This window comes from Natrinema caseinilyticum (assembly GCF_024227435.1).
In the GTDB taxonomy this organism is placed as follows: domain Archaea; phylum Halobacteriota; class Halobacteria; order Halobacteriales; family Natrialbaceae; genus Natrinema; species Natrinema caseinilyticum.
In genome coordinates this window covers 230,477-250,120 of record NZ_CP100445.1, presented here as the reverse complement: position 1 = coordinate 250,120, position 19,644 = coordinate 230,477, and the positions used below count along the sequence as shown (strand labels likewise).

At 62.0% G+C, this 19,644-nt stretch carries 10 protein-coding genes, 1 tRNA gene, 3 rRNA genes and 1 pseudogene; 5 read left to right on the top strand and 10 right to left on the bottom strand.

Features of this window, described 5'->3' with window-relative positions; genetic code table 11:
* Positions 1-217: 217 nt before the first annotated feature.
* Together NJT13_RS01200 and NJT13_RS01195 are read right to left on the bottom strand one after the other, a co-directional pair.
* Positions 218-802 (bottom strand): DUF7979 domain-containing protein, encoded by a 585-nt coding sequence (locus tag NJT13_RS01200; protein WP_254523673.1) that lies wholly within the window; start codon positions 800-802, stop codon positions 218-220.
* Positions 799-3,087 carry a DUF6789 family protein gene (locus NJT13_RS01195; RefSeq protein WP_254523672.1) on the bottom strand — a complete coding sequence of 763 codons (2,289 nt, stop codon included), beginning with the start codon at positions 3,085-3,087 and terminating at the stop codon, positions 799-801. Before NJT13_RS01195 ends, NJT13_RS01200 begins: the two co-directional genes overlap by 4 nt.
* A 218-nt stretch (positions 3,088-3,305) precedes the next feature.
* On the opposite strand from NJT13_RS01195, the gene coxB reads away from it, so the two are divergent.
* From coxB to NJT13_RS01180, 3 genes and pseudogenes are all read left to right on the top strand, one after another.
* Positions 3,306-4,079, top strand: a complete 774-nt coding sequence (coxB, locus tag NJT13_RS01190; protein WP_254523671.1) for a cytochrome c oxidase subunit II — start codon at positions 3,306-3,308, stop codon at positions 4,077-4,079.
* Positions 4,080-4,432: 353 nt separating this feature from the next.
* A pseudogene (locus NJT13_RS01185) lies at positions 4,433-5,401 on the top strand (class I SAM-dependent methyltransferase); the annotation flags it as partial.
* 970 nt (positions 5,402-6,371) lie between these two features.
* Positions 6,372-8,165 carry an asparagine synthase-related protein gene (locus tag NJT13_RS01180; protein ID WP_254523669.1) on the top strand — a complete coding sequence of 598 codons (1,794 nt, stop codon included), beginning with the start codon at positions 6,372-6,374 and terminating at the stop codon, positions 8,163-8,165.
* Positions 8,166-8,621: 456 nt separating this feature from the next.
* Here NJT13_RS01180 and NJT13_RS01175 read toward each other — a convergent pair whose 3' ends face one another.
* The 8 genes from NJT13_RS01175 to NJT13_RS01140 all read right to left on the bottom strand — a co-directional run bounded on the left by NJT13_RS01175 (position 8,622) and on the right by NJT13_RS01140 (position 17,253).
* Positions 8,622-9,038 carry a DUF7344 domain-containing protein gene (locus tag NJT13_RS01175; protein WP_254523668.1) on the bottom strand — a complete coding sequence of 139 codons (417 nt, stop codon included), beginning with the start codon at positions 9,036-9,038 and terminating at the stop codon, positions 8,622-8,624.
* Positions 9,039-9,248: 210 nt separating this feature from the next.
* A 5S ribosomal RNA gene (gene rrf / locus NJT13_RS01170) occupies positions 9,249-9,370 on the bottom strand.
* 152 nt (positions 9,371-9,522) lie between these two features.
* Positions 9,523-12,443 (bottom strand): 23S ribosomal RNA (locus NJT13_RS01165).
* Between the two features lie 224 nt (positions 12,444-12,667).
* A tRNA-Ala gene (locus NJT13_RS01160) sits at positions 12,668-12,739 on the bottom strand.
* A gap of 163 nt (positions 12,740-12,902) precedes the next feature.
* Positions 12,903-14,377, bottom strand: a 16S ribosomal RNA gene (locus NJT13_RS01155).
* Together the 16S, 23S and 5S rRNA genes with 1 tRNA gene alongside form the textbook arrangement of a ribosomal RNA operon.
* 882 nt (positions 14,378-15,259) lie before the next feature.
* Entirely contained in the window at positions 15,260-15,862 is a 603-nt protein-coding gene (locus NJT13_RS01150) for a metal-dependent hydrolase (protein ID WP_254523667.1), read from the bottom strand.
* A gap of 168 nt (positions 15,863-16,030) precedes the next feature.
* Entirely contained in the window at positions 16,031-16,873 is an 843-nt protein-coding gene (locus tag NJT13_RS01145) for an NmrA family NAD(P)-binding protein (protein ID WP_254523666.1), read from the bottom strand.
* Positions 16,870-17,253: a DUF6069 family protein gene (locus NJT13_RS01140; protein WP_254523665.1), complete on the bottom strand. Its 384-nt coding sequence runs from the start codon at positions 17,251-17,253 to the stop codon at positions 16,870-16,872. Before NJT13_RS01140 ends, NJT13_RS01145 begins: the two co-directional genes overlap by 4 nt.
* Positions 17,254-17,630: 377 nt before the next feature.
* Here NJT13_RS01140 and NJT13_RS01135 point away from each other — a divergent pair, with 377 nt between their 5' ends.
* Positions 17,631-18,731 (top strand): ABC transporter ATP-binding protein, encoded by a 1,101-nt coding sequence (locus NJT13_RS01135; RefSeq protein WP_254523664.1) that lies wholly within the window; start codon positions 17,631-17,633, stop codon positions 18,729-18,731.
* Positions 18,728-19,570: an ABC transporter permease gene (locus tag NJT13_RS01130; RefSeq protein ID WP_254523663.1), complete on the top strand. Its 843-nt coding sequence runs from the start codon at positions 18,728-18,730 to the stop codon at positions 19,568-19,570. Before NJT13_RS01135 ends, NJT13_RS01130 begins: the two co-directional genes overlap by 4 nt.
* Positions 19,571-19,644: the final 74 nt, after the last annotated feature.

The following is a 19,644-nucleotide window of genomic DNA, read 5'->3' as shown; positions in this document are numbered from 1 at the left end:
AGGAACCGGACCGACGGGACGAGGTGACGGTCGAAGAGCATCGACGAGGAGGCGAGGCGCTCGAACGACTGGGCCGGGAATATCGTATTCCGACGAGGCGGTTGGCCCGTTTCAACTGGCACCGCTCTCACCACGAGTTCCAATCGGCCCCCGCAGCCCTCCCGAGGACCGAGCGCCGCGTCGACTCGCCCGTCACCCGATCGATTCGGGAGATCGGTCACTCCGGCCGCTCTCCCCGGATCCGTTCCTCGAAGCCGGCCAGTTTCCGGTAGATCGGCGGCGTCAGGACGCCCACGATACCGACGATGATCGCGACCCCGCCGATCGGAAACAACAGCGGCTCGACCTCGAGACAGGAGTTCTGGGACGTGATCTGAACGTAGTAGGACTCTCCCTCGAAGGCGATGACTACTCCATCGAGCAGTGCATCGCGGTTCGCGACGTCTCCCTCGATCGTCCCCTCCCTGAGCGGGCTCTCGATCGCTTCCTCGAGGGCCCGTCGCTCGGCGGCCGTCAGATCCTCCGCGGGGAGTTCCTCGACGGTTTCCGGAAAGCGGTCGTACTGGTCGACCGGCGTGGCCGTGATCGACGGCTCGCCACAGAGTCCGACCCGGTCCTGAACCACGACGTAGCCGCCGACGATCGAGAGGGGAAGACCGACGGCGATCAAGAGAACGCCGAGAAACGGTGCGGCGTAGGTCAGCAGCAACGATTCGGACTCGAGCGTCGGCCCGACCGGCCCCGCGTCCTCGGCCGCCTCCGGACCGGTCGGACCGCGAGGGTCGTCTTCATCTGCGCTCATTCTCGATCGGTCTCCCCGGTCGACGGACGGCGCCTGCGGCCGCCGAGGTACGTGATCGTCCCCGCGAGACCCAGTCCGTACAGCCAGTGGGCGAGCAAGACGAAGACGAGATACGCGACCAGCTCGAGGCCTCTCTGGCCGGAGTAGAACGCGATCGCGAACCCGGAGGCGATCACCGTCGCGTACCACAGCCCCGTGACGAGGGTGAGTTCGCCGGGCAGGTACTCCCGTAGCGAGAGAAACAGCAGGGACCAGACCGTCATCCCGCCGACGAGAAACAGCCCGTACCCGAGGGCGACGCTCGAGGGGAGTCCGACGAGCGTGGCGAGATTCGCGAAGGACTCGAGGTCGAACGCGCCGAGGATCACCGCGGCGAAGAGGATACCCGACATGAGCATCGTGCCGACGAATCCGCCGGTCGCGCCCGCACCCGCGTCGCTCGCGACGGTCCGTGCCACCGGCGCGATTCGGCCGTAGAGCGACGGCGGCCGAACTTCACGCGCGGGGACGTACGAGGGCCGAATCTCCGCCGGTTCGCTCGGTGGAATACCGCGCTCGCGCTCGAGTCTGTCCTCGAACCACTGCCACTCGGGCGTGAACTGCTCGGTCGCCTTCAGCTCCCACGGATCGCTGGTCTCGAGGGGGCTTCCCCGGAAGTACGACCAGAGCATGTTGTACAGCCACATGAGGACGCTGATACCGACGATGAACGCACCGACTGTGGCGACGACCTGCAACCCCGAGTACTGTGGGGGGTACGTCGCATACCGGCGAGGCAGCTCCAAAAATCCGAGCGCCAGCAGCGTCATGAACGTGAGCGCGGAGCCGGCGACGAGCAGCGTCGACTGGAACAGCGCGAGCCGTCGGTCGTACATCCGACCGGTGAGGAGCGGATACCAGTAGTAGCTCGCAGCGAACATCATGAGGGGGATGATCCCCATGAGGATGAGGTGGAAGTGTCCGACGACGTAGTAGGTGCCGTGGTACACGATGTCGACCGGGATGACGGCGAGAAAGATGCCGGTCACACCGCCGACGATGAACATCCCGATCGAGCCGACACAGAGTATCGTCGGCGCTGCGAGCCTGACGTCGCCGTTCCACATGGTGGTAATCCAGTTGAAGACTTTGATCGCGCTCGGGACGGCGATCGCGACCGAGGTGGCCATGAAACTCGCTCGGACGCGAGGATCGACGCCGGTCACGAACATGTGATGTGCCCAGACGCTAAAGGAGAGAACCCCGATCGCGATCGTCGAGTAGACGATGAACTTGAATCCGAAGAGCTTGCGGCCGACGAATTTCGGGAGAATGAGGCTCATCAAACCGGTCGCGGGGAGGAAGATGATGTACACCTCCGGATGGCCCCAAAACCAGAAGAGATGCTGCCAGAGAATGGGGCCGCCGCCCTCGACGGCGAAAAAGGTCGTTCCGAAAGTGCGGTCGAACAGCAACATGAGCAGCGCCGTCCCGAGGAGGGGGAACGCGAAGAGGACGATGGCGCTCGTGACGAGCATGTTCCACGAGAAGATATCGAGATTCGCCCAGCCGATCGACTCGTCTCGTTCGTAGACGACCGTGGTGATGAAATTGATCGCCCCGATGGTGGTCGCGATGCCGCTCAGGTGGAGCCCGAGTATGAGGAAGTTCGTCTGTGGATTCGGCGCGAGCGACAGCGGCGGATACAGGTACCACCCGACCGCCGGCTCGCGTAACGCGAACAGCGCCGTCAGCCAGTCCGCCGGAACCACGAGCCCGAGTACCTTTCCGGTTACCTCGGCGACGATTCCAAGCCGGGCCAGCAAGAGCGCGGGTGGTAACAGCCAGAAGCCGATCGCGTTGAGTCGCGGAAACGCCATGTCGTCGGCCCCGATCAACAGCGGCAGAAAGTAGTTTCCAACCCCGTAGAACACCGGCGTGACGAAGAAGATCAGCATCGTCAGCCCGTGCATGGTGAACAGTTCGTTGTACGTCTGCTCGGTCCAGAGATTCGCTTCCGGCGTCAGCAGATGCGTCCGAATCATCATGCCGTCGATTCCGCCCCAGATCGCAGCGACCGTGCCGAACGCGATATAGAGCACGCCGATCTCGCGGTGATTCGTCGTCGTTGTCCACCGGATTGCCGCCGCCCTGGCGTCGGACAAACTGAATCGGCGGTCGCGGCTCGTCACGTACCCGCCGTCCGGCGACGGATCGGCTCGCGACCGTCGCGCGGCCACGACCGTCGCGAGACAGCCGACGAGGATGCCGAGGAACAACACGACCTCCACGAGCGCACGGTCCATCGTTACCCGCCACCCCCGACAGATCGACCGCACCGCTCGTCGCCGTGCATAGCGGTGCCTCACCACCGGCCTCAATAAAGATGAACTGACAGGTACGAGAGTTTCACCACTTTTGATCGGTCTTCACCGGGTATCTACTGCCTATAACTGATACGCGTTCGTGACAGTTCAGACAACCATGGCGGCAGTATTTCACGCGCGCTGCCCAATGCCCGTCAATGCGTGGCCGCCGCCGCACGATCTTGCTACTGCTCCTCTCGGCGCTCTCGAGTCTCCTCGCACTGACCGGCCCCGTCGTCGCACAGTCGGCGAACCGCGAACTCATCGACGGACTCGAGTATCAACTGCTCTACGTTGCACTACCGTTGACGCTGTTCGTCCTCCTGATTCTGGTCTACGCAGCCGTCAAGTTCCACGACAACGACGATCCCCAACCGACGCGGGAAGATCCCGCCCTCGAAATAACCTGGACCACCGCGACGGCGATCATCCTCCTGTTCGTCGGCCTCTCCGGGTACAGCGTCCTCGTCAGTCCGTACGTGTCCCCGTCGCAGGCGCTCGAGAGCGACACCCAGAACGTGGACGGGTACGAGTCGTTCGAAGAACTCCCCGAGACCGACGACGAGGCGGTATACGTTACCGGCTATCAGTGGGAGTGGCAAGCGACCTACCCCGGAGCCAACGTCACGACGGAGGACGAGATCGTGATCCCCGCCGACGAGAACGTGACGATCTGGCTCACGAGCGACGACGTCATCCACTCGCTTTTCGTGCCGGACCTGAGCATCAAACAGGACGCGTTTCCGGGTCAGTTCACGCGAGCCCGAACCATCGTCTACGAACCCGGCCGCTACGGCGCAGTTTGTGCCGAGTTCTGCGGGGCCGGCCACTCGCGGATGGACGCCGACGTCGTCGTAGTGGACCCCGAAACGTACGACCGGTGGCTCGCGGAGAACGAAGACACCGTCACCACAGCCCCCAATCCCGGTTGAGAAAGACGGTCGCAGTCGAGCGAGGAACAGAGCGGAAGAGTAGAAGAGTTAAGCGGACGACGCGTCTAGACAGACTGCGTGCCTTTAGTCCCCGTCCGAGCAGACCCATTCGGGTGCGATGACAGCACGGCGAACCCGGGCACGCGACAGCAGTACCGGAGAACTCACTCGAGTTCTCCCGCCCGGCACGAGGGTTAGCCAGCCGACGCGGCATGCCGCCACGGGATGAGGCTGGACGTTAGTGTTCCGGGCGCACATCGACCTTTTACAGCGCTCGCTACGCTCGCTTGCAAAAGCACTCCTCGCTCCCGCTGGTCGCTCGTCAGCCTCGCGCTCTCCGTTCACGCGAGTGAATCGGCGACGAGCTCGGACTCTATGCAGCGCTGGACGAGGCTGGACCGCTCACGTCCGCCGAGCTGGCCGAGAAAACCAACACCACGGAACGCTACGTCCGCGAATGGCTTCGCTCACAGGCAGCAGGCGAGTACGTGACCTACGACCCCGATGCCGACCGCTACGATCTTACCCCCGAGCAGGCGTACGTGTTGGCCGACGAAGAGAGCCCGGTGTTCATGCCGGGCGCGTTCCAGCTCGTCGCGTCGTTAGGCAAGATCGAACCCGACATTCGTGAGGCGTTTCGAACGGGCGAGGGCGTCGGCTGGCACGAACACGACGAGGACGTGTTCCACGGCACCGAACGCTTCTTCGGTCCGGCCTACGGGAATTTCCTCCTCGACTGGATCGAGGCACTCGACGGGGTAGCCGAGACGCTAGAAGCGGGCGGGCGAATCGCCGATATCGGCTGTGGACACGGCGCACCGACGATTCGTATGGCCGAAGCGTATCCCGACGCAACGGTCGTCGGTGTCGACTATCACGAGTCATCGATCGAGATGGCGCGCGAGCGAGCGGAAACGGCGGGTGTTGCCGACCGCGTCGATTTCGAGGTGGCGACCGCGCGGGAGTACAACGGCACCGACTACGATCTCGTGACGATGTTCAACTGTTACCACGACATGGGCGACCCCATCGGCGTGGCGTCCCACGTCGGAGAGACGCTGGCCGACGACGGTACCTGGATGATCGTCGAACCGTATGCCGACGACCGGGTCGAAGATAACCTCACCCCGTTTGGCCGTCTCGCGTACTCGATCTCGACGGTGGCCTGTACGCCGAACTCACTCAGTCAGGAGGTCGGCTACGGGATGGGTGCACAAGCGGGCGAGGAACGGACACGGGAGGTCGTCACAGAGGGCGGGTTCACGCGGTTCCGCCGGGCCGCCGAGACGAAGACGAGTCTAATCTTCGAAGCAAAGCCGTAATATTTCACCCGATCGGTTAGTTTTCGACCGTCATTTTTACCGATCCCACACGTAGATAGATTTGTGCCCAGTAGTGGGCCGGGCGGACAGTTTCCCCACCACGAGCGAGCGCGTCACATACGATACCTTATTATACATTCACGGTCAGTGATGACTATGAACATACTCAAGATACTTATGGAAGCGGTCGAGGGGTACCTCTCCGGCGGCGTCGAAGAGGCGATATCGGAGGGGGTCGAAGAGACCGCTGAAGAAGCGACCGGCGAAGACTTCTGATCGGTCGCTCACCGTCAGCCGTCGTCTCGTCCAGCCCCATCCCATCCGTTCACGTGCGATAGCGCCGCACTCGGCCGATTTCACCAGTTTCGACTCTCCGGCAAGATCTGAGCGCCCTTCGAGTCCGTTCGAGTGGGTGATGGGGTGGCCATCGAGTGGCTGGTGTCGCGTTGCACGCTCCGAACCACGACGTGGCGCTCACTGTCACTGACCGCGAAAATACCATAGGGGTGATCGACATTCTCGTCACTCGAAACTGTACGTGAATTCGAAACTCGACCCAGCGCGCACGGCAGGCGTCCGCCGGAACCAGGGATATCATAGATACGTGAGACGTTCTCGGACGTGCCCGGGGTTCCGAATCTTCCGACTGCGATTCTCACCGACCACGATGGGCGATCGGCGCCGATCCGAGACCGGCAATACCGTCCCTGTAGTCGGTCAGGACACCACAGATATCGGGTCTTTCCGTACTCGAGAGCGACGTCGAGACGCGCACGTGCCGTCCCAGGTGGTGAGAGTCAGCACACTCATTCCGTCGTGTCTCAGACAACCGTCGAAACGGGTACGCACTGAACGACCCGTCGAGGCAGACGGCGGGTCGTCGGGGGCAATTCCTGTCGGCGACGTGACTCGAACGGGGCGTCGCGGTTATGATCCCGATAAGGAAAATGAGGATCAATTTATCGCGAGTATGGCCAATGACGTACGCGTGCTATTCGCTGACCCGAACTGTCGACTCGTCGGGTCCGACAGTGGCTACTGGATCATCTCGGGGAACCGACCTGACGCCATCGAACGAGTTCTCACGAGCGCCAGTTCCCCACGGCACGCCTGGGACGATCTCGACGGCGTCGTCGAAGATGCCATCGTCGTACACATCTCGACCCGATTAGACGGCGCTCACGAGATCGATGCGTTCAGGAGCGTAACGGCGACGCGGGAACTGTACACGCTCCGGGGGTCAGACGGTGACGTAGTGGTGACCGATCACTTCAGGAACGCCCTCGCTCACCTGGACGTCTCGGACAGAACGGTCACGACCGCGGCTATCGCCGACCACCTGCTGTTCAGAGCACCGATCGAACCGGAGACGTACGTCTCGCGAGTCGACGCACTCGGACAGGGAACGTGGCTTCAGTGGTCGCTCCGAGACGACGACCAGACGCGAACGCAGGTGTCACACCTCTCCGGAAGCAGCGGGAGCGAGACGCCGGAGGGACTGGCTCCAGACGACGCACCCGCCGTCATCGATCGAACGCTCGCATCACTCCTCGAGGATGTCTGTGGGGGCGACACGGTCGCGACGATGCTCTCCGGTGGTGTCGACTCGACCCTCTTGCACACCTACCGCGAAGACGAACCGTCACTCGTCATCCAACTCGACAGCCCAGAGGTCGCGTTCGAGCAGGAGTACGCCGACCTTGCAGCTTCGTTACTCGACGCGATGCCACGGCGCGTCGATATCGACGAATCGGAGTACCTCTCTCACCTCGAGACGAGCATCGATCGTCTCGGGTTCCCCTCCCACTACGCGCAGACCGCTCTGACGGACGCCGCCTTCGCTCGTGACAGCGACTCGATCGACGCCTACCTCAACGGTGAGGGTGCCGACGCACTCTTCGGGATGCCAGGAGCGAAGGGTCTGCGAATCGCGACCTGGTTCGACTCGCTCCTCACGCGCGTCCCCGACCGTGCGTCGACGGTGGTCCCGGGACCCCTCTCAGACCAGTTCGACTCGTTATTACGTATCGCCACCCAGGCGGGTCGACATCCCGCCGACCCAGACTCGTTCGCCGTTCAACTCCCCTTCTATACTGATAGCGACGTCGTCGCCACGGCACTCGGCGCAGAGACGGTGGACCAGCGCATCCACGCACAGTACGATTATCTCACTCAGCGAGTCGACCTCGCCGCTGACGATGCATTCTCGAGGCACGCCGCGTACGGCCATCTGTACTGCTTCCTCCGCCACAACACGTGCGGACAGTGGCGTCAACTGGCGTACTCCCACGACACGACGGTAGTGTATCCGTTCCGGTGTGAACGTCTGGCCCGTCGCGGACTCGCCGTCCCCACTCGTCGGCGCTACGTTCAAGGCCTCCGAGACGTGGGGACCCTCGCACCGACGTTTCTCGAGCCGAAGTACCTGCTGAAATCCCTCCTCGCCGACCGTTGTACCGACTATCCCGTCGAGCAGCAGAAGGGGTCGGGGGCGTTGCCGATCGAACGGTACTTCGAATCGGGGCCACTCGACACCGTTTTCGACCGATACGATCCGCCAGCCTTTGTCCCCGACTCGATGCACGCGGACCACATCGAATCGTACGGTCCGGTGACGTGGAATCTCATCACCTACGCGATCTGGCGCGACCGCGTCCTCTCGAATCCCGATATCGAACCGGTCGAAGGGTCTCGTGAATGGATCCAGTCGATCTCCGAGGGGTCCTGCAGTAGCGCTCACGGCCCCGTTTCCAACGGCGACTGATCGCCATCGGTAGCCGACCGCGTACTCGAAAGCCCGAGACTGTTCCCCGTCCCCTCGTGCCCCTCTGCGCTCCGGAGTCGCCGTCCGAAAATGCGAGAGGGACGTGAGAGCGGTGAGACGGAGCGTGTGGTCGTTCACGGTCTGACAGACGACTGACTGCCGAGATCGAGGACCGACGCCTCCCCTTCGCGCTTCATCGCTGCTGTGGTGGGCCAACCCGCGGATTCGACGGCCGTGTCCGCCCCCGCACCTGTTCAGTAAACGCGTCCGCCGCTCGCCACCAGTCTCCCACTATCCCACGCCGACAGCTTTCGTCCCCCGTTTCACCGTCACTCGTCCCCTTCTCAACCGCCACGATGACACCGGCCCTCTGCTTCGCCGTCGCGGTTCCCAGTCCGCGTACACAGAGTGCGCTTCGAAAACCAGCGGCGTACAGAACCACCGTCTCCGATCGAGCTACCGATCCGAGTTCGTCGATTCCGACACGTCATCACCGTACAGAAACGTTTCAGACGATGGACCGACGACCGACCCGATTCCGTCATCCTCTCGTGCGCGTTTCACGGTGGACGCGACAACTTCGAAGCACTGTCCACTGACGACATCGCCACGTCGCCGATTGACTGTGACCACGTCGTGTTCCTCGAGTCGCGGGAGATGGTTGTGTAGCAGCGACACCACGACCGATTTCTGCTGTTCCTCGGACACCGATTCGATCGAAATGTCCCGTTCCCATGCGGCGACCTGCCGTGTCAGTCCGCCGATGCTCGCGCGGTCGCTGTCGAGGAGATAATACAGGACGTATCGACGGCGTGATTTTGACAATAGTTCGTAAAGCGTATCGAGGTCCGGAGCGGCTTCCCCTGTGTCCATGTACCGGTCTTTTCCAAACAATCGGATAAGTTTCGTTCCAAAAATATTTGATACGGGTCGCGATACGCGACCGATTTCTCCCGCCTCGGTACCTGGAGGCCACGTACGGAGTTACTGTCGTCACTATCCGGTTTTGGATACGCAAAACGCCCCCGCGGGTGACCGCCGGTGCGGTCGCTCGCGGGGGCGAAAGAGAGTACGAGTATGAGTGGTCGGCGGCGAAACGGGGTTCCCAGAGGCTCGCGCACTCCAGTACTGGCCGTAACGCAGGCGAGCTTATCTTCCGTGTTCGGGATGGGTACGGGAGGTACCTCGCCGCTGTGGCCGCCGTAACGCCGATCGACGGAATCGAACCGCCGTCATGCCAATATCGGTGATACGGTGTCTGCGTGCTCGTGTCTGTGACCGTTGTGTATGTGTAGTCCAGTTTGCGTCCGGACCCGTTCGCGCGTCACGGATCCAATGCGATGATGTTGTAGTTATGAGTGTGTGGCTCGATCAGTTAGTGCTCGCGGGCTCAACACCTCGTTGCCTTGGTGCGTACACCCCGAGTCTATCGACCTCGTCTTCTACGAGTGATCTCGGTGGTATCTCTTTTTCAGGTGGGTTTCGAGCTTAGATGCGTTCAGCTCTTACCCCGTGGTGCGTCGCTGCCCGGCACGTGCTCTTTCGAACAGCCGGTACACGAGTGGCACCCATTCGTAGTTCCTCTCGTACTATACGAACGTTCCCGTCAGATACCGTTACACCCCCAATAGATAGCAGCCGACCTGTCTCACGACGGTCTAAACCCAGCTCACGACCTCCTTTAATAGGCGAACAACCTCACCCTTGCCCGCTTCTGCACGGGCAGGATGGAGGGAACCGACATCGAGGTAGCAAGCCACCCGGTCGATATGTGCTCTTGCGGGTGACGACTCTGTTATCCCTAAGGTAGCTTTTCTGTCAGCAATTGGCCGCATCAAGCAGCCTAATTGGTTCGCTAGACCACGCTTTCGCGTCAGCGTCCGTCGTTGTGCCGGACACTGTCAGACTTCCGTATGCTCTTGCGCTCTTTCCCGCGTCTCCGACACGGGTGAGGAAATCTTGGGGCGCGCCCGATATCTTTTCAGGCGCGTACCGCCCCAGTCAAACTGCCCGGCTACCAGTGTCCTCCGCCAGGAGTGAGAGTCGCAGTCACCATCGGGTAGTATTTCAGTGCTGCCTCGGTGGCCCGCTAGCGCGGGTACCTGTGTAACGGCTCCTACCTATGCTGCACAATGGCGACCACGTCTCAGTGACAGCCTGCAGTAAAGCTCTATAGGGTCTTCGCTTCCCCTTGGGGGTCTCCAGACTCCGCACTGGAACGTACAGTTCACCGGGCCCAACGTTGGGACAGTGGCGCTCTCGTTGATCCATTCATGCAAGCCGCTACTGAAGCGGCAAGGTACTACGCTACCTTAAGAGGGTCATAGTTACCCCCGCCGTTAACAGGTCCTTCGTCCCCTTGTACGGGGTGTTCAGATACCTGCACTGGGCAGGATTCAGTGACCGTACGAGTCCTTGCGGATTTGCGGTCACCTATGTTGTTACTAGACAGTCGGAGCGCCCGAGTCACTGCGACCTGCCTCTTCGCGAGGCAGGCATCCCTTATTGCGAACGTACGGGACTAACTTGCCGAATTCCCTAACGTCGGTTGCTCCCGACAGACCTTGGCTTTCGCCGCCACGAGTACCTGTGTCGGATCTCGGTACGGACAGTGTGCTCACCTTTTCACGGGCTCTGGGTTGACCTGACTTGCGCTATCCAGCCGTTCGACCGCTTCGTGCCATTACGGCTTCCACGATCTTTGACTGTTCGACTGGGCGAAGGCCCAGCTCAGGCGGCCCCAAAGCGTCGGCTTTGAGTGCACACTGGCATAGGAATATTAACCTATTTCCCTGTTGTCAGCTTCGACTTACGGGCTGACTTAGGACCGGCTAACCCTCAGCTGATTGGCATTGCTGAGGAACCCTTACTCGTTCGGCCGTCGGGGTTCTAACCCGACTAACGCTGCTACTATGACCAGGATTTTCGTTACTGAACGGTCCACACGAATTCTCATCCGTGCTTCCACCCGAACAGAACGCCAACCTACAAGATTGCGGTCTGATCCGCACTGCTAGGTCTCGGTGGTGGATTTGAGCCCCGATCATTTTGGGCGCCTCAAACCTCGGCCGGTAAGCTGTTACGCTTTTCTTAGAGGGTAGCTGCTTCTAAGCTCACCTCCCGGCTGTCTAGGGCTTGAGACCACCTTCGATCGCACTTAATCCACACTTGGGGACCTTAACCCAGCTCTGGGTTGTCTCCCTCACGGTACACAGGCTTACCCCGCGCACCGGACTCCCTGCGTCAAACGACGTTCGTAGGTTCGGAGTTGGACAGGGGGGCACACTCCTCTCGGAGTGCGGTCCCCCAATCCGTTGCTCTACCCCACGAACTATCTCGGCAGAGGTCATGCTTCGACATGTTTCGGTTGGAACCAGCTGTTTCCGGACTCGATGGGCCTTTCACCCCTAGACGTAGATCACGAGAGGGTATTGTAGGACACCAACTCTAACAGGCCTCCACGTGCCTTTCGGCACGCTTCACCTTGTCCACGCCTAGATCGTCCGGTTTCGGGTCGTGCCCGTTTGACTCCCCGCGCTTGAACACGGCGGCCCTTGTGCAAAGCACTGCGGCCCTGTCGGTTTCCCTACGCCTTCCTCGATAAGCGAGTTAGACTCGTCAAACAGGCACACTCCCTGGTTCGTTTTTCAAAACGTACGACGGAACACCGGCTTCCCGACCTTCCTACTGGTAGCTCGCGCTACGGTCGTTTCGGTCGGGACCTTTCGTGCCCCGTCGCTCCATCGCCAACTGATTTCACGCCCTATTGCACCTCCCTTCTTGGGGTGCTTTTCAGCGTTCGCTCACGCTACTTGTTCGCTATCGGTCTTGAGGAGTGTTTAGTCTTCGCGGTCGATGCCCGCGAACTTCACGAGGGATATCCAACCCCCGATACTCTGGAGCTGACTCGTTCCTTACTCGTCGACAGTACGGGACTGTCACCCTGTTTCGTACTCCGTTCCAGGAGACTTCGTGTCGAGTTTCGGGAAGTGATCGTCAGTCCGTACACCACATTGCCCGTGAAGGCTTCGGTTTGGACTGTATCGCGTTCATTCGCCATTACTTACGACATCGCGTTTGCTTTCTTTTCCTGCCGGTACTGAGATGTTTCAATTCCCGGCGTTCCCCATTGCGCGAAGCAATTGCGGTGGGGATTCCCATTCGGAGATCCTATGTTCTTCGCCTCCGTGCGGCTCCCATAGGCTTATCGCAGCTTGGCACGTCCTTCTTCAGCTCTCAAGCCGAGCGATCCACCAGCTGGCACAGTAGCCACGTTCATCGGATCGGCGTTGCGACAGAGTCGCAACATCGTGACCCGGGAACGGGTCCAGTGGACGCCTGGACTACACGTACACACGGTCTCATCTGCGCGCCGGTAGACGGCCGGCCCGCATTAACCCTTCCCACCCACGTTTGCACGGGGTGGTGCATCGGTTCGTTCGGATTCAATCCTCGGGCCGTCTCCCACTTAAGGGACACGATCCGAGATTTCCTCCGAGACATGGACCCACAGGGATTCGAACCCTGGGCATCCTCCTTGCAAAGGAGGCACTCTACCACTGAGCTATGGGCCCACGCCCGCCTCGTGAGAGGCGGGCAGGGAGTTGGGTGTTAGCCCTGGTAGTTCTGAGGTGCCCGATCGGCCAGTCGAGTGACTGTATCGATCGAACGTGTGCGGTTCGAAAACCGCGATCGCGATCCGCAGTGAGCCAGGCGCGTCGGCCTGGTCTCGGTCTGTGGAGGTGATCCAGCCGCAGATTCCCCTACGGCTACCTTGTTACGACTTAAGCCCCCTTGCGGAGCCCAGATTCGACCGGCGTTACGCCGGCCTCATCCGGACCCCACTCGGGTGCTTTGACGGGCGGTGTGTGCAAGGAGCAGGGACGTATTCACCGCCGTCTTCTGAACGGCGATTACTACCGAATCCAGCTTCATGAGGGCGAGTTTCAGCCCTCAATCCGAACTACGACCGAGTTTCGGAGATTAGCGCCCCCTTTCGGGGTGGCATCCCACTGTCTCGGCCATTGTAGCCCGCGTGTCGCCCAGCACATTCGGGGCATACTGACCTACCGTTGCCCGTTCCTTCCTCCAGTTTGGCACTGGCAGTCCTCCTAATGTACCCAACCACCGCAAGGGTGTTGCTGGCAATTAGGAGTGCGGGTCTCGCTCGTTGCCTGACTTAACAGGACGCCTCACGGTACGAGCTGACGGCGGCCATGCACCTCCTCTCAATGGCTCCAGTAAGCTCATCACACTGACCTTCACTGCACATTGTCGATGCTGGTGAGATGTCCGGCGTTGAGTCCAATTAAACCGCAGGCTCCTCCGGTTGTAGTGCTCCCCCGCCAATTCCTTTAAGTTTCATCCTTGCGGACGTACTTCCCAGGCGGTCTGCTTCACGGCTTCCCTACGGCACAACACAGGCTCGTAGCCTGTGTCACACCTAGCAGACATCGTTTACAGCTTGGACTACCCGGGTATCTAATCCGGTTCGTGACCCAAGCTTTCGTCCCTCACCGTCGGATCCGTCCTTCCAGAGCGCTTTCGCCACCGGTGGTCCGTCCAGGATTACGGGATTTCACTCCTACCCCAGACGTACCCTCTGGATCTTCCGGTCCCAAGCCACGCAGTTTCTACCGGACGCCCGCGCGTTGAGCGCGCGGATTTCCCGATAGACTTGCGTGGCCAGCTACGGACGCTTTAGGCCCAATAATAGCGGTCATCACTTGTGCTGCCGGTATTACCGCGGCGGCTGGCACCGGTCTTGCCCAGCACTTATTCTACCACCTCCTTACGGTGGTGAAAAGCGAGGACTATATGCCCTCGCACTTGGAGTCCCCTTATCGCACTCTCGTGCAGTGTAAAGGTTTCGCGCCTGCTGCGCCCCGTAGGGCCCGGAATCTTGTCTCAGATTCCGTCTCCGGGCTCTTGCTCTCACAACCCGTACCGATTATCGGCACGGTGGGCCGTTACCCCACCGTCTACCTAATCGGCCGCAGCCACATCCTATGGCGCCGGGACGTTTCGGGTTCGCGCCACTTCCAGGCTGCGAACCGTATCCCGGATTAGCCTCAGTTTCCCGAGGTTATCCGAGTCCATAGGGTAGTTTGGCCACGTGTTACTGAGCTATCTGCTACGAGTCTGAACTCGTGCAACTAGCATGGCTAAATCGGACTCCAATAGCAATGACCTCCGGCAGGATCAACCGGAATGAATGCTATGTCTCCCCGAGATGTGCTCGGGGTCTGGCGGTGAATGTTGCACACACTCACACATTTGGTAAATGGTCCACGTTCGACGACGACAGCCGGTCGCGACGACCGGTCGGGCGTCACCGAACTACCAGGGCTAACATCAGATCCCATCTATACGGCGGACCGCAGGGGTAGGATCCTCATTTCCTTCGGACGTATTCGTAAGCTGTCTGGGGTACATAACCCCTTCGAACTCACGTCGCCCGAGATGACGGCCCGAGTTGAACGGGCCGTCGATCACGCGTTTGTTGCGTTCATATCCAACTGCCCTCGTACATATAAGGGCATCGGATCGAGTTCCCGCCGAAAACCGCATCCGGCAGGACCTTTTGTGCAAGTTACAGTACGCGCCCAGCCTATATAAGGCCAGCGCACTGTATCGCTGGTAATCCAGCGTTGAGCACGACCGATCCGAGCATCCCAGAGTCGACCATCGGACGAGCCGATGGCCGCTCCGAGGAGATGGATAGTTTCCTGCCTCCGTGCCGGAAAACGGCCGGAGGGAACGCGGCGGCGTGCGCCGCGTCGTTCGCATTAGTGTGGAAGACCTGGCCCCTACATAAGGCCGTCGTCTCGGATTGACAGTGTTCTACGTTGGGCATTCACGAGGCGACACCGTCGCGCAGACTCGGCGGAGTCGGATACTCAGAGCGAGACAGGCACAGACGCGGCTGTCGCCAGGGAGAATGGACCCGACGAGCGGCCCGTTCGGAAGTCAGAGACAAGACGGGGCCGGGGAGCGGACGGCAGCCGTCAAGCGAACACTCGGTATCCGCCACTCGGTATTCGGTGCCGGGTAAGACACGGGAATGACGGGAGAAATAGTCTCGAGGCGCCCGGTCACTTCGAACTCGAGTTACTGAATCCCGGAAGGGCCCGTTTGCCCCCCAGCAGGCACTCGCGGAGAACGGGGACGCCGTCGTAGAGCCACAGCAGGAACGCGAAGCCGGCGAGTCCGAACTGGAGCCAGACGTACGTCGAGACGTCTCCCGCGAGCAGGTCGGCCAGGTAGCGACCGAACAGCAGTTCGAACGACTCGAACAATCCGCGGCTGGGAGGCGGGCCGGAAACGGTCACGACGGGCCAGAGCATGAGTTCGATCTGGACGATTCCCTGACTGACGTAGGAGTAGAGGACGTCACCCGGGGGATGCAAGAAGATGCCGATCCCGAAGGCGAGGCCGGTTCGCGGCCGGCCGGCCGCGTATGCGATCGTTCCGGCGGCGATCGACAGCGGAAGGATGAAGAACACGGAGTGGCCGAGAGCGTACCCCGCCTCGAAGACGCCGTACTCCCACGCGAGGGGCTTGTCGATCAGATCCGGGAGGGTCGAGGCCAGAACGACGACGAACGCCTCGAGCCCACCGGGCGAATCGCGGAAGAGAAGGTGACAACACACCGAGTACGCGAGATAACCGACGATTGCGTGTTCCCACGGCCACATAGAACGGTGGTCCGGTCGACGCAGAATAGTTATGCAGCGCTTGCAGTCCCGTGCGCGTTCGATCGGCCCGTTCCGCAGACACGAACCGGAGCGGAGACGACGTCGGGAGCAGACGAAAAACGAGAAAGCAACGATTACAGGATCCCTCTCGCCATCGGAGAGGAATGGCTACGTCCAGGCCGTTCGAGTATCGCGGGCGAACGTCAGGAAATCGGTCGGCGGACGGCCGAGTATCGATCGAACGTCGTCGGTCACCCGATCGGCGAGGCCGAGCCGGGCGGTGGTGTAAATCGCGGCCATCGCAGCGACCTTCGCCACGGGGACGTCCCGTCGATACTGCGAGACGACGAATCGAGGGAGTGACGGATCGACGTACTCGACGTCGCGGTCGAGTACCATCGAAAGCTGCCAGCAGACCTCGGCGTACGACAGCGCGTCCGGCCCGGTGAGATCGTACGTTCCCGTGTGGTCCCGTCGAAGCGTCCGGACGGCGACGGCGGCGACGTCCCGAGCGTCCACGAGACTCGTTTTCCCGTCGCCAGCGGGGACGGCGAGGCGGCCGTCGCGAACGTCCTCGCGGTGAGTCGTAGAGAGGGTCTGCATGAAAAACGACGCCCGAAGGAACGTCGTCTCGGCGTCGGCGGCTTCGAGCCAGGACTCGATGCGCGCGTGGGGAACGAGCGGGATCCGGTCGGCGCCGACGACTGAGAGGAAGACGACGTGTTCGACGCCGGAATCGAGGGCCGCGTCCAAGGAGGGACGCACGTCCCGACGAACGCGGGACAGTGCGGGCGGTCGAACGAGGAACATGGAATCGACGTCGGCGAACGCATCGCGGTAGGTCGTCGGATCGGTGAAGTCGAACGCGACGGTCGGACAGCGAACCCGATCGCGAGCCCGATCGGGGTCCCGGCTCGCCGCCGTGACGGAAACGTCCGCCGCGTCGCGGAGCCCGTCGACGACGTGACGGCCGACGGTGCCGGTGGCCCCGGTTACGAGGACGCCTCTCATCGGTGGCCACCGACGAGGGCTGCTACGGCGACGATTGCGGCGACGACGTGCATGAGCGCCAGAACGAGGAGTCGGCTCGAGGTCGCGCCCTCGAGTGACGCCGCCTCGGGAAGCGTCGCGAACGAGAGGAGCAGGACGATCGAGGCGAGCGCGACGAAGGGACGAGTCGGACGCTCGCGCAGTCGAGCCAGGACGGCGTAGACGACCGTCGCACCGAGGGCGCCGATAGCGGACACGAAGGCGACCGAACCGACGCTGAACGGCTCGAAACTCCCAGATCCGAGGAGGAGGAGGGCGGCGCCGAGAACGAGCAAGTTCGCCACGACGGCACCGACGACGGCGAGCGTACCGCGGCGGGCGATCGAACGGCGTTCGGTCATACCGATCTCACCGTCTGCCATTCGCGAAGGCGAGGCCGCTCCTCGAGGCGAGTCGGGGTGTGCGGACGCCGTCGAGTGCGCCTTCGGGCGCCGGTCGAGGGGGCAGGCGAGCGGTTCGGCCGGTCGAATAGAATACCGCCGGTTGCATACGCGATGCTTCCACGGGTCGAATCATAAGGGTGTGACGTCGGCCGAACGAGAGGTCGGCGACCACGCGGGACGGCGGTTCGAGCGGTGAACTCGTAACTCCCGATGACCGACGGACGGTACGGCCTCGAGCCGACCGACGAGTGACCGGATCTCGGGAGTTCGAAATTCGAAGTTACGTAGCGATTTCGAACTCGCAGGTATATTTCGATGCCCGACCAAACACGACTGTGACCGACTACGCTATCGAGGCCCGTGACGTGGCAGTAACGTACGCAGACGGGACCGAAGCGGTCCGGGGTGTCGACCTGCTCGTGGATGAGGGGGAGTTCTTCGGGTTTCTCGGGCCGAACGGCGCTGGAAAAACGACGGTAATCAAGACGCTGGTGACGTTGCTGCGACCGACCGAGGGTTCGATAGCGGTGAACGGGTTCGACGCCATCGCGGACCCGCATCACGTGCGCGCGACGGTCGGATATATGGCACAGGAGACGAGTATCGATCCCGAGCTGACGGCGCGCGAGAACCTCCGGTTCGCGTGCGATGCCTACGGCGTCGCGCGGGCCGATCGGAGCGACCGAATCGAAGAACTGCTCGAACTCGTGGAGCTAACCGACGTCGGGGACAAGGTCGCCGACGACTTCTCGGGCGGGATGAAAAAGCGCCTCGACGCGGCGACAGCGCTGGTTCACCAGCCACGGCTCGTCTTCCTCGACGAGCCGACGACCGGGCTCGATCCGGCGGCGCGGAATCGCCTCTGGGAGTACTTTCGACGGATCAACGACGCAGGGACGACCGTTTTCTTGACGACCCAGTATCTCGAGGAAGCGGATCAGCTGTGCGACCGGTTGTCAGTTATTCAGAGCGGGTCGGTGGTCGCGGAGGGGACGCCGGCAGAACTGAAACGTCGGGTCGGCGGGGAGATTCTCGCGGTCGAACTGGCGGATCCCGAATCGAGCGATCGCGCGGTGACGGTGGCCCGCGACGAGAAGCTGTTCGTGGAGGGAGCGACGATCGAACCGACGAAGACCGGCCTGGAGGTCACCGCACGCGACGCGCGGACGCGCGGGACTGACTTGCTGGTCGCGTTACGGGACGCCGGGATCGACGTGGTCGGATTCGATATCCGAGCACCGACGCTCGACGACGTGTTCCTCGCGGTGACGGACGAGCGTCCGGAACCGACTGCCGTCGACGGTGAGCCGACGCCGAACGGGGGCCCGCGATCCGAGAGCATCGGCGACGGCGGTCGCGACTCGAGCGGCGAGCGAGACGGCGCCGTCGGTGCCGGCGGAGCCGGCGATGCCGACGGCGAGGGGGCGAACCGATGAGCACACCGAACGTGGACGGCCACGGCGGGTCCTTCGCGAGCGACGTTTGGGTCACGTTCGTTCGGTGGACGATCAAGTCGGTTCGAAACCCGTTCGTTCTCGTGGTCTCGCTCGTTCAGCCGATCATATTCCTCGTGTTGTTCACCCAGGTGTTCGGCGGCGTCGCGACGGGCGCCCTCGAGGGAATCACGTACGAGACGTACCTCGTGCCCGCGATCGTCATCCAGGTGGCGCTGGTCGCGGCCGCGACGTCGGGGATCGGGCTGGTCAACGACATCGAGACCGGTATGTTCGAGAAAATTCTGGTCAGTCCGATGAATCGAACCGCCGTCTTTCTGGGGAAGACGCTGGCGGAGATCGTTCGGATCGTCGCCCAGGTCACGATCGTGCTGGGACTCGGTGTCGCGCTCGGCGCCGAAATCGAGACCGGGGTGATCGGCGCCGTCGCGATTGCGGCCATTTGCGTCGTGTTCTCGATCTGGTTTACCGCGTTCTCGAACGTGCTGGCCGTCGTGACTCGCGACGAGGAGTCGACGATCATCGGGGCGAACCTGTTGCAGTTACCTCTGCTGTTCGTCTCGAGTGCGTTCCTGCCGCTGCCGGCGCTTCCGGACTGGATTCAGACGGTCGCGACGTTCAATCCGATCACTTACGGGGTCGACGCCACCCGCGCCGTGATGCTAGGCGAGGATACGATGACGGTCATCGAGGTCACGCGCTTCGAGGGACTGTGGAACACGCTCGTCCCGGCCCTGGCCGTCCTCGTGGGTCTCGCGCTGGTATTAGGGTCCGTTGCCGTCTACGCGATCGGCCGCGCCGCCAGCGCCGACGTTCAGTGACGGGTCGTGTCGATCGACCGAGCGAGCCCGTCTCCGCCGGCGTGAGATCAACCGACACCATTTAGCGACCGTGG

What these genes read in the sequence shown, in the direction of transcription:
- NJT13_RS01200 (WP_254523673.1), bottom strand. Translation starts at nt 802, where the DNA reads ATGAGCGCAGATGAAGACGACCCTCGCGGTCCGACCGGTCCGGAGGCG.
- NJT13_RS01195 (WP_254523672.1), bottom strand. Translation starts at nt 3,087, where the DNA reads ATGGACCGTGCGCTCGTGGAGGTCGTGTTGTTCCTCGGCATCCTCGTC.
- coxB (WP_254523671.1), top strand. Translation starts at nt 3,306, where the DNA reads ATGCGTGGCCGCCGCCGCACGATCTTGCTACTGCTCCTCTCGGCGCTC.
- NJT13_RS01180 (WP_254523669.1), top strand. Translation starts at nt 6,372, where the DNA reads ATGGCCAATGACGTACGCGTGCTATTCGCTGACCCGAACTGTCGACTC.
- NJT13_RS01175 (WP_254523668.1), bottom strand. Translation starts at nt 9,038, where the DNA reads ATGGACACAGGGGAAGCCGCTCCGGACCTCGATACGCTTTACGAACTA.
- NJT13_RS01150 (WP_254523667.1), bottom strand. Translation starts at nt 15,862, where the DNA reads ATGTGGCCGTGGGAACACGCAATCGTCGGTTATCTCGCGTACTCGGTG.
- NJT13_RS01145 (WP_254523666.1), bottom strand. Translation starts at nt 16,873, where the DNA reads ATGAGAGGCGTCCTCGTAACCGGGGCCACCGGCACCGTCGGCCGTCAC.
- NJT13_RS01140 (WP_254523665.1), bottom strand. Translation starts at nt 17,253, where the DNA reads ATGACCGAACGCCGTTCGATCGCCCGCCGCGGTACGCTCGCCGTCGTC.
- NJT13_RS01130 (WP_254523663.1), top strand. Translation starts at nt 18,728, where the DNA reads ATGAGCACACCGAACGTGGACGGCCACGGCGGGTCCTTCGCGAGCGAC.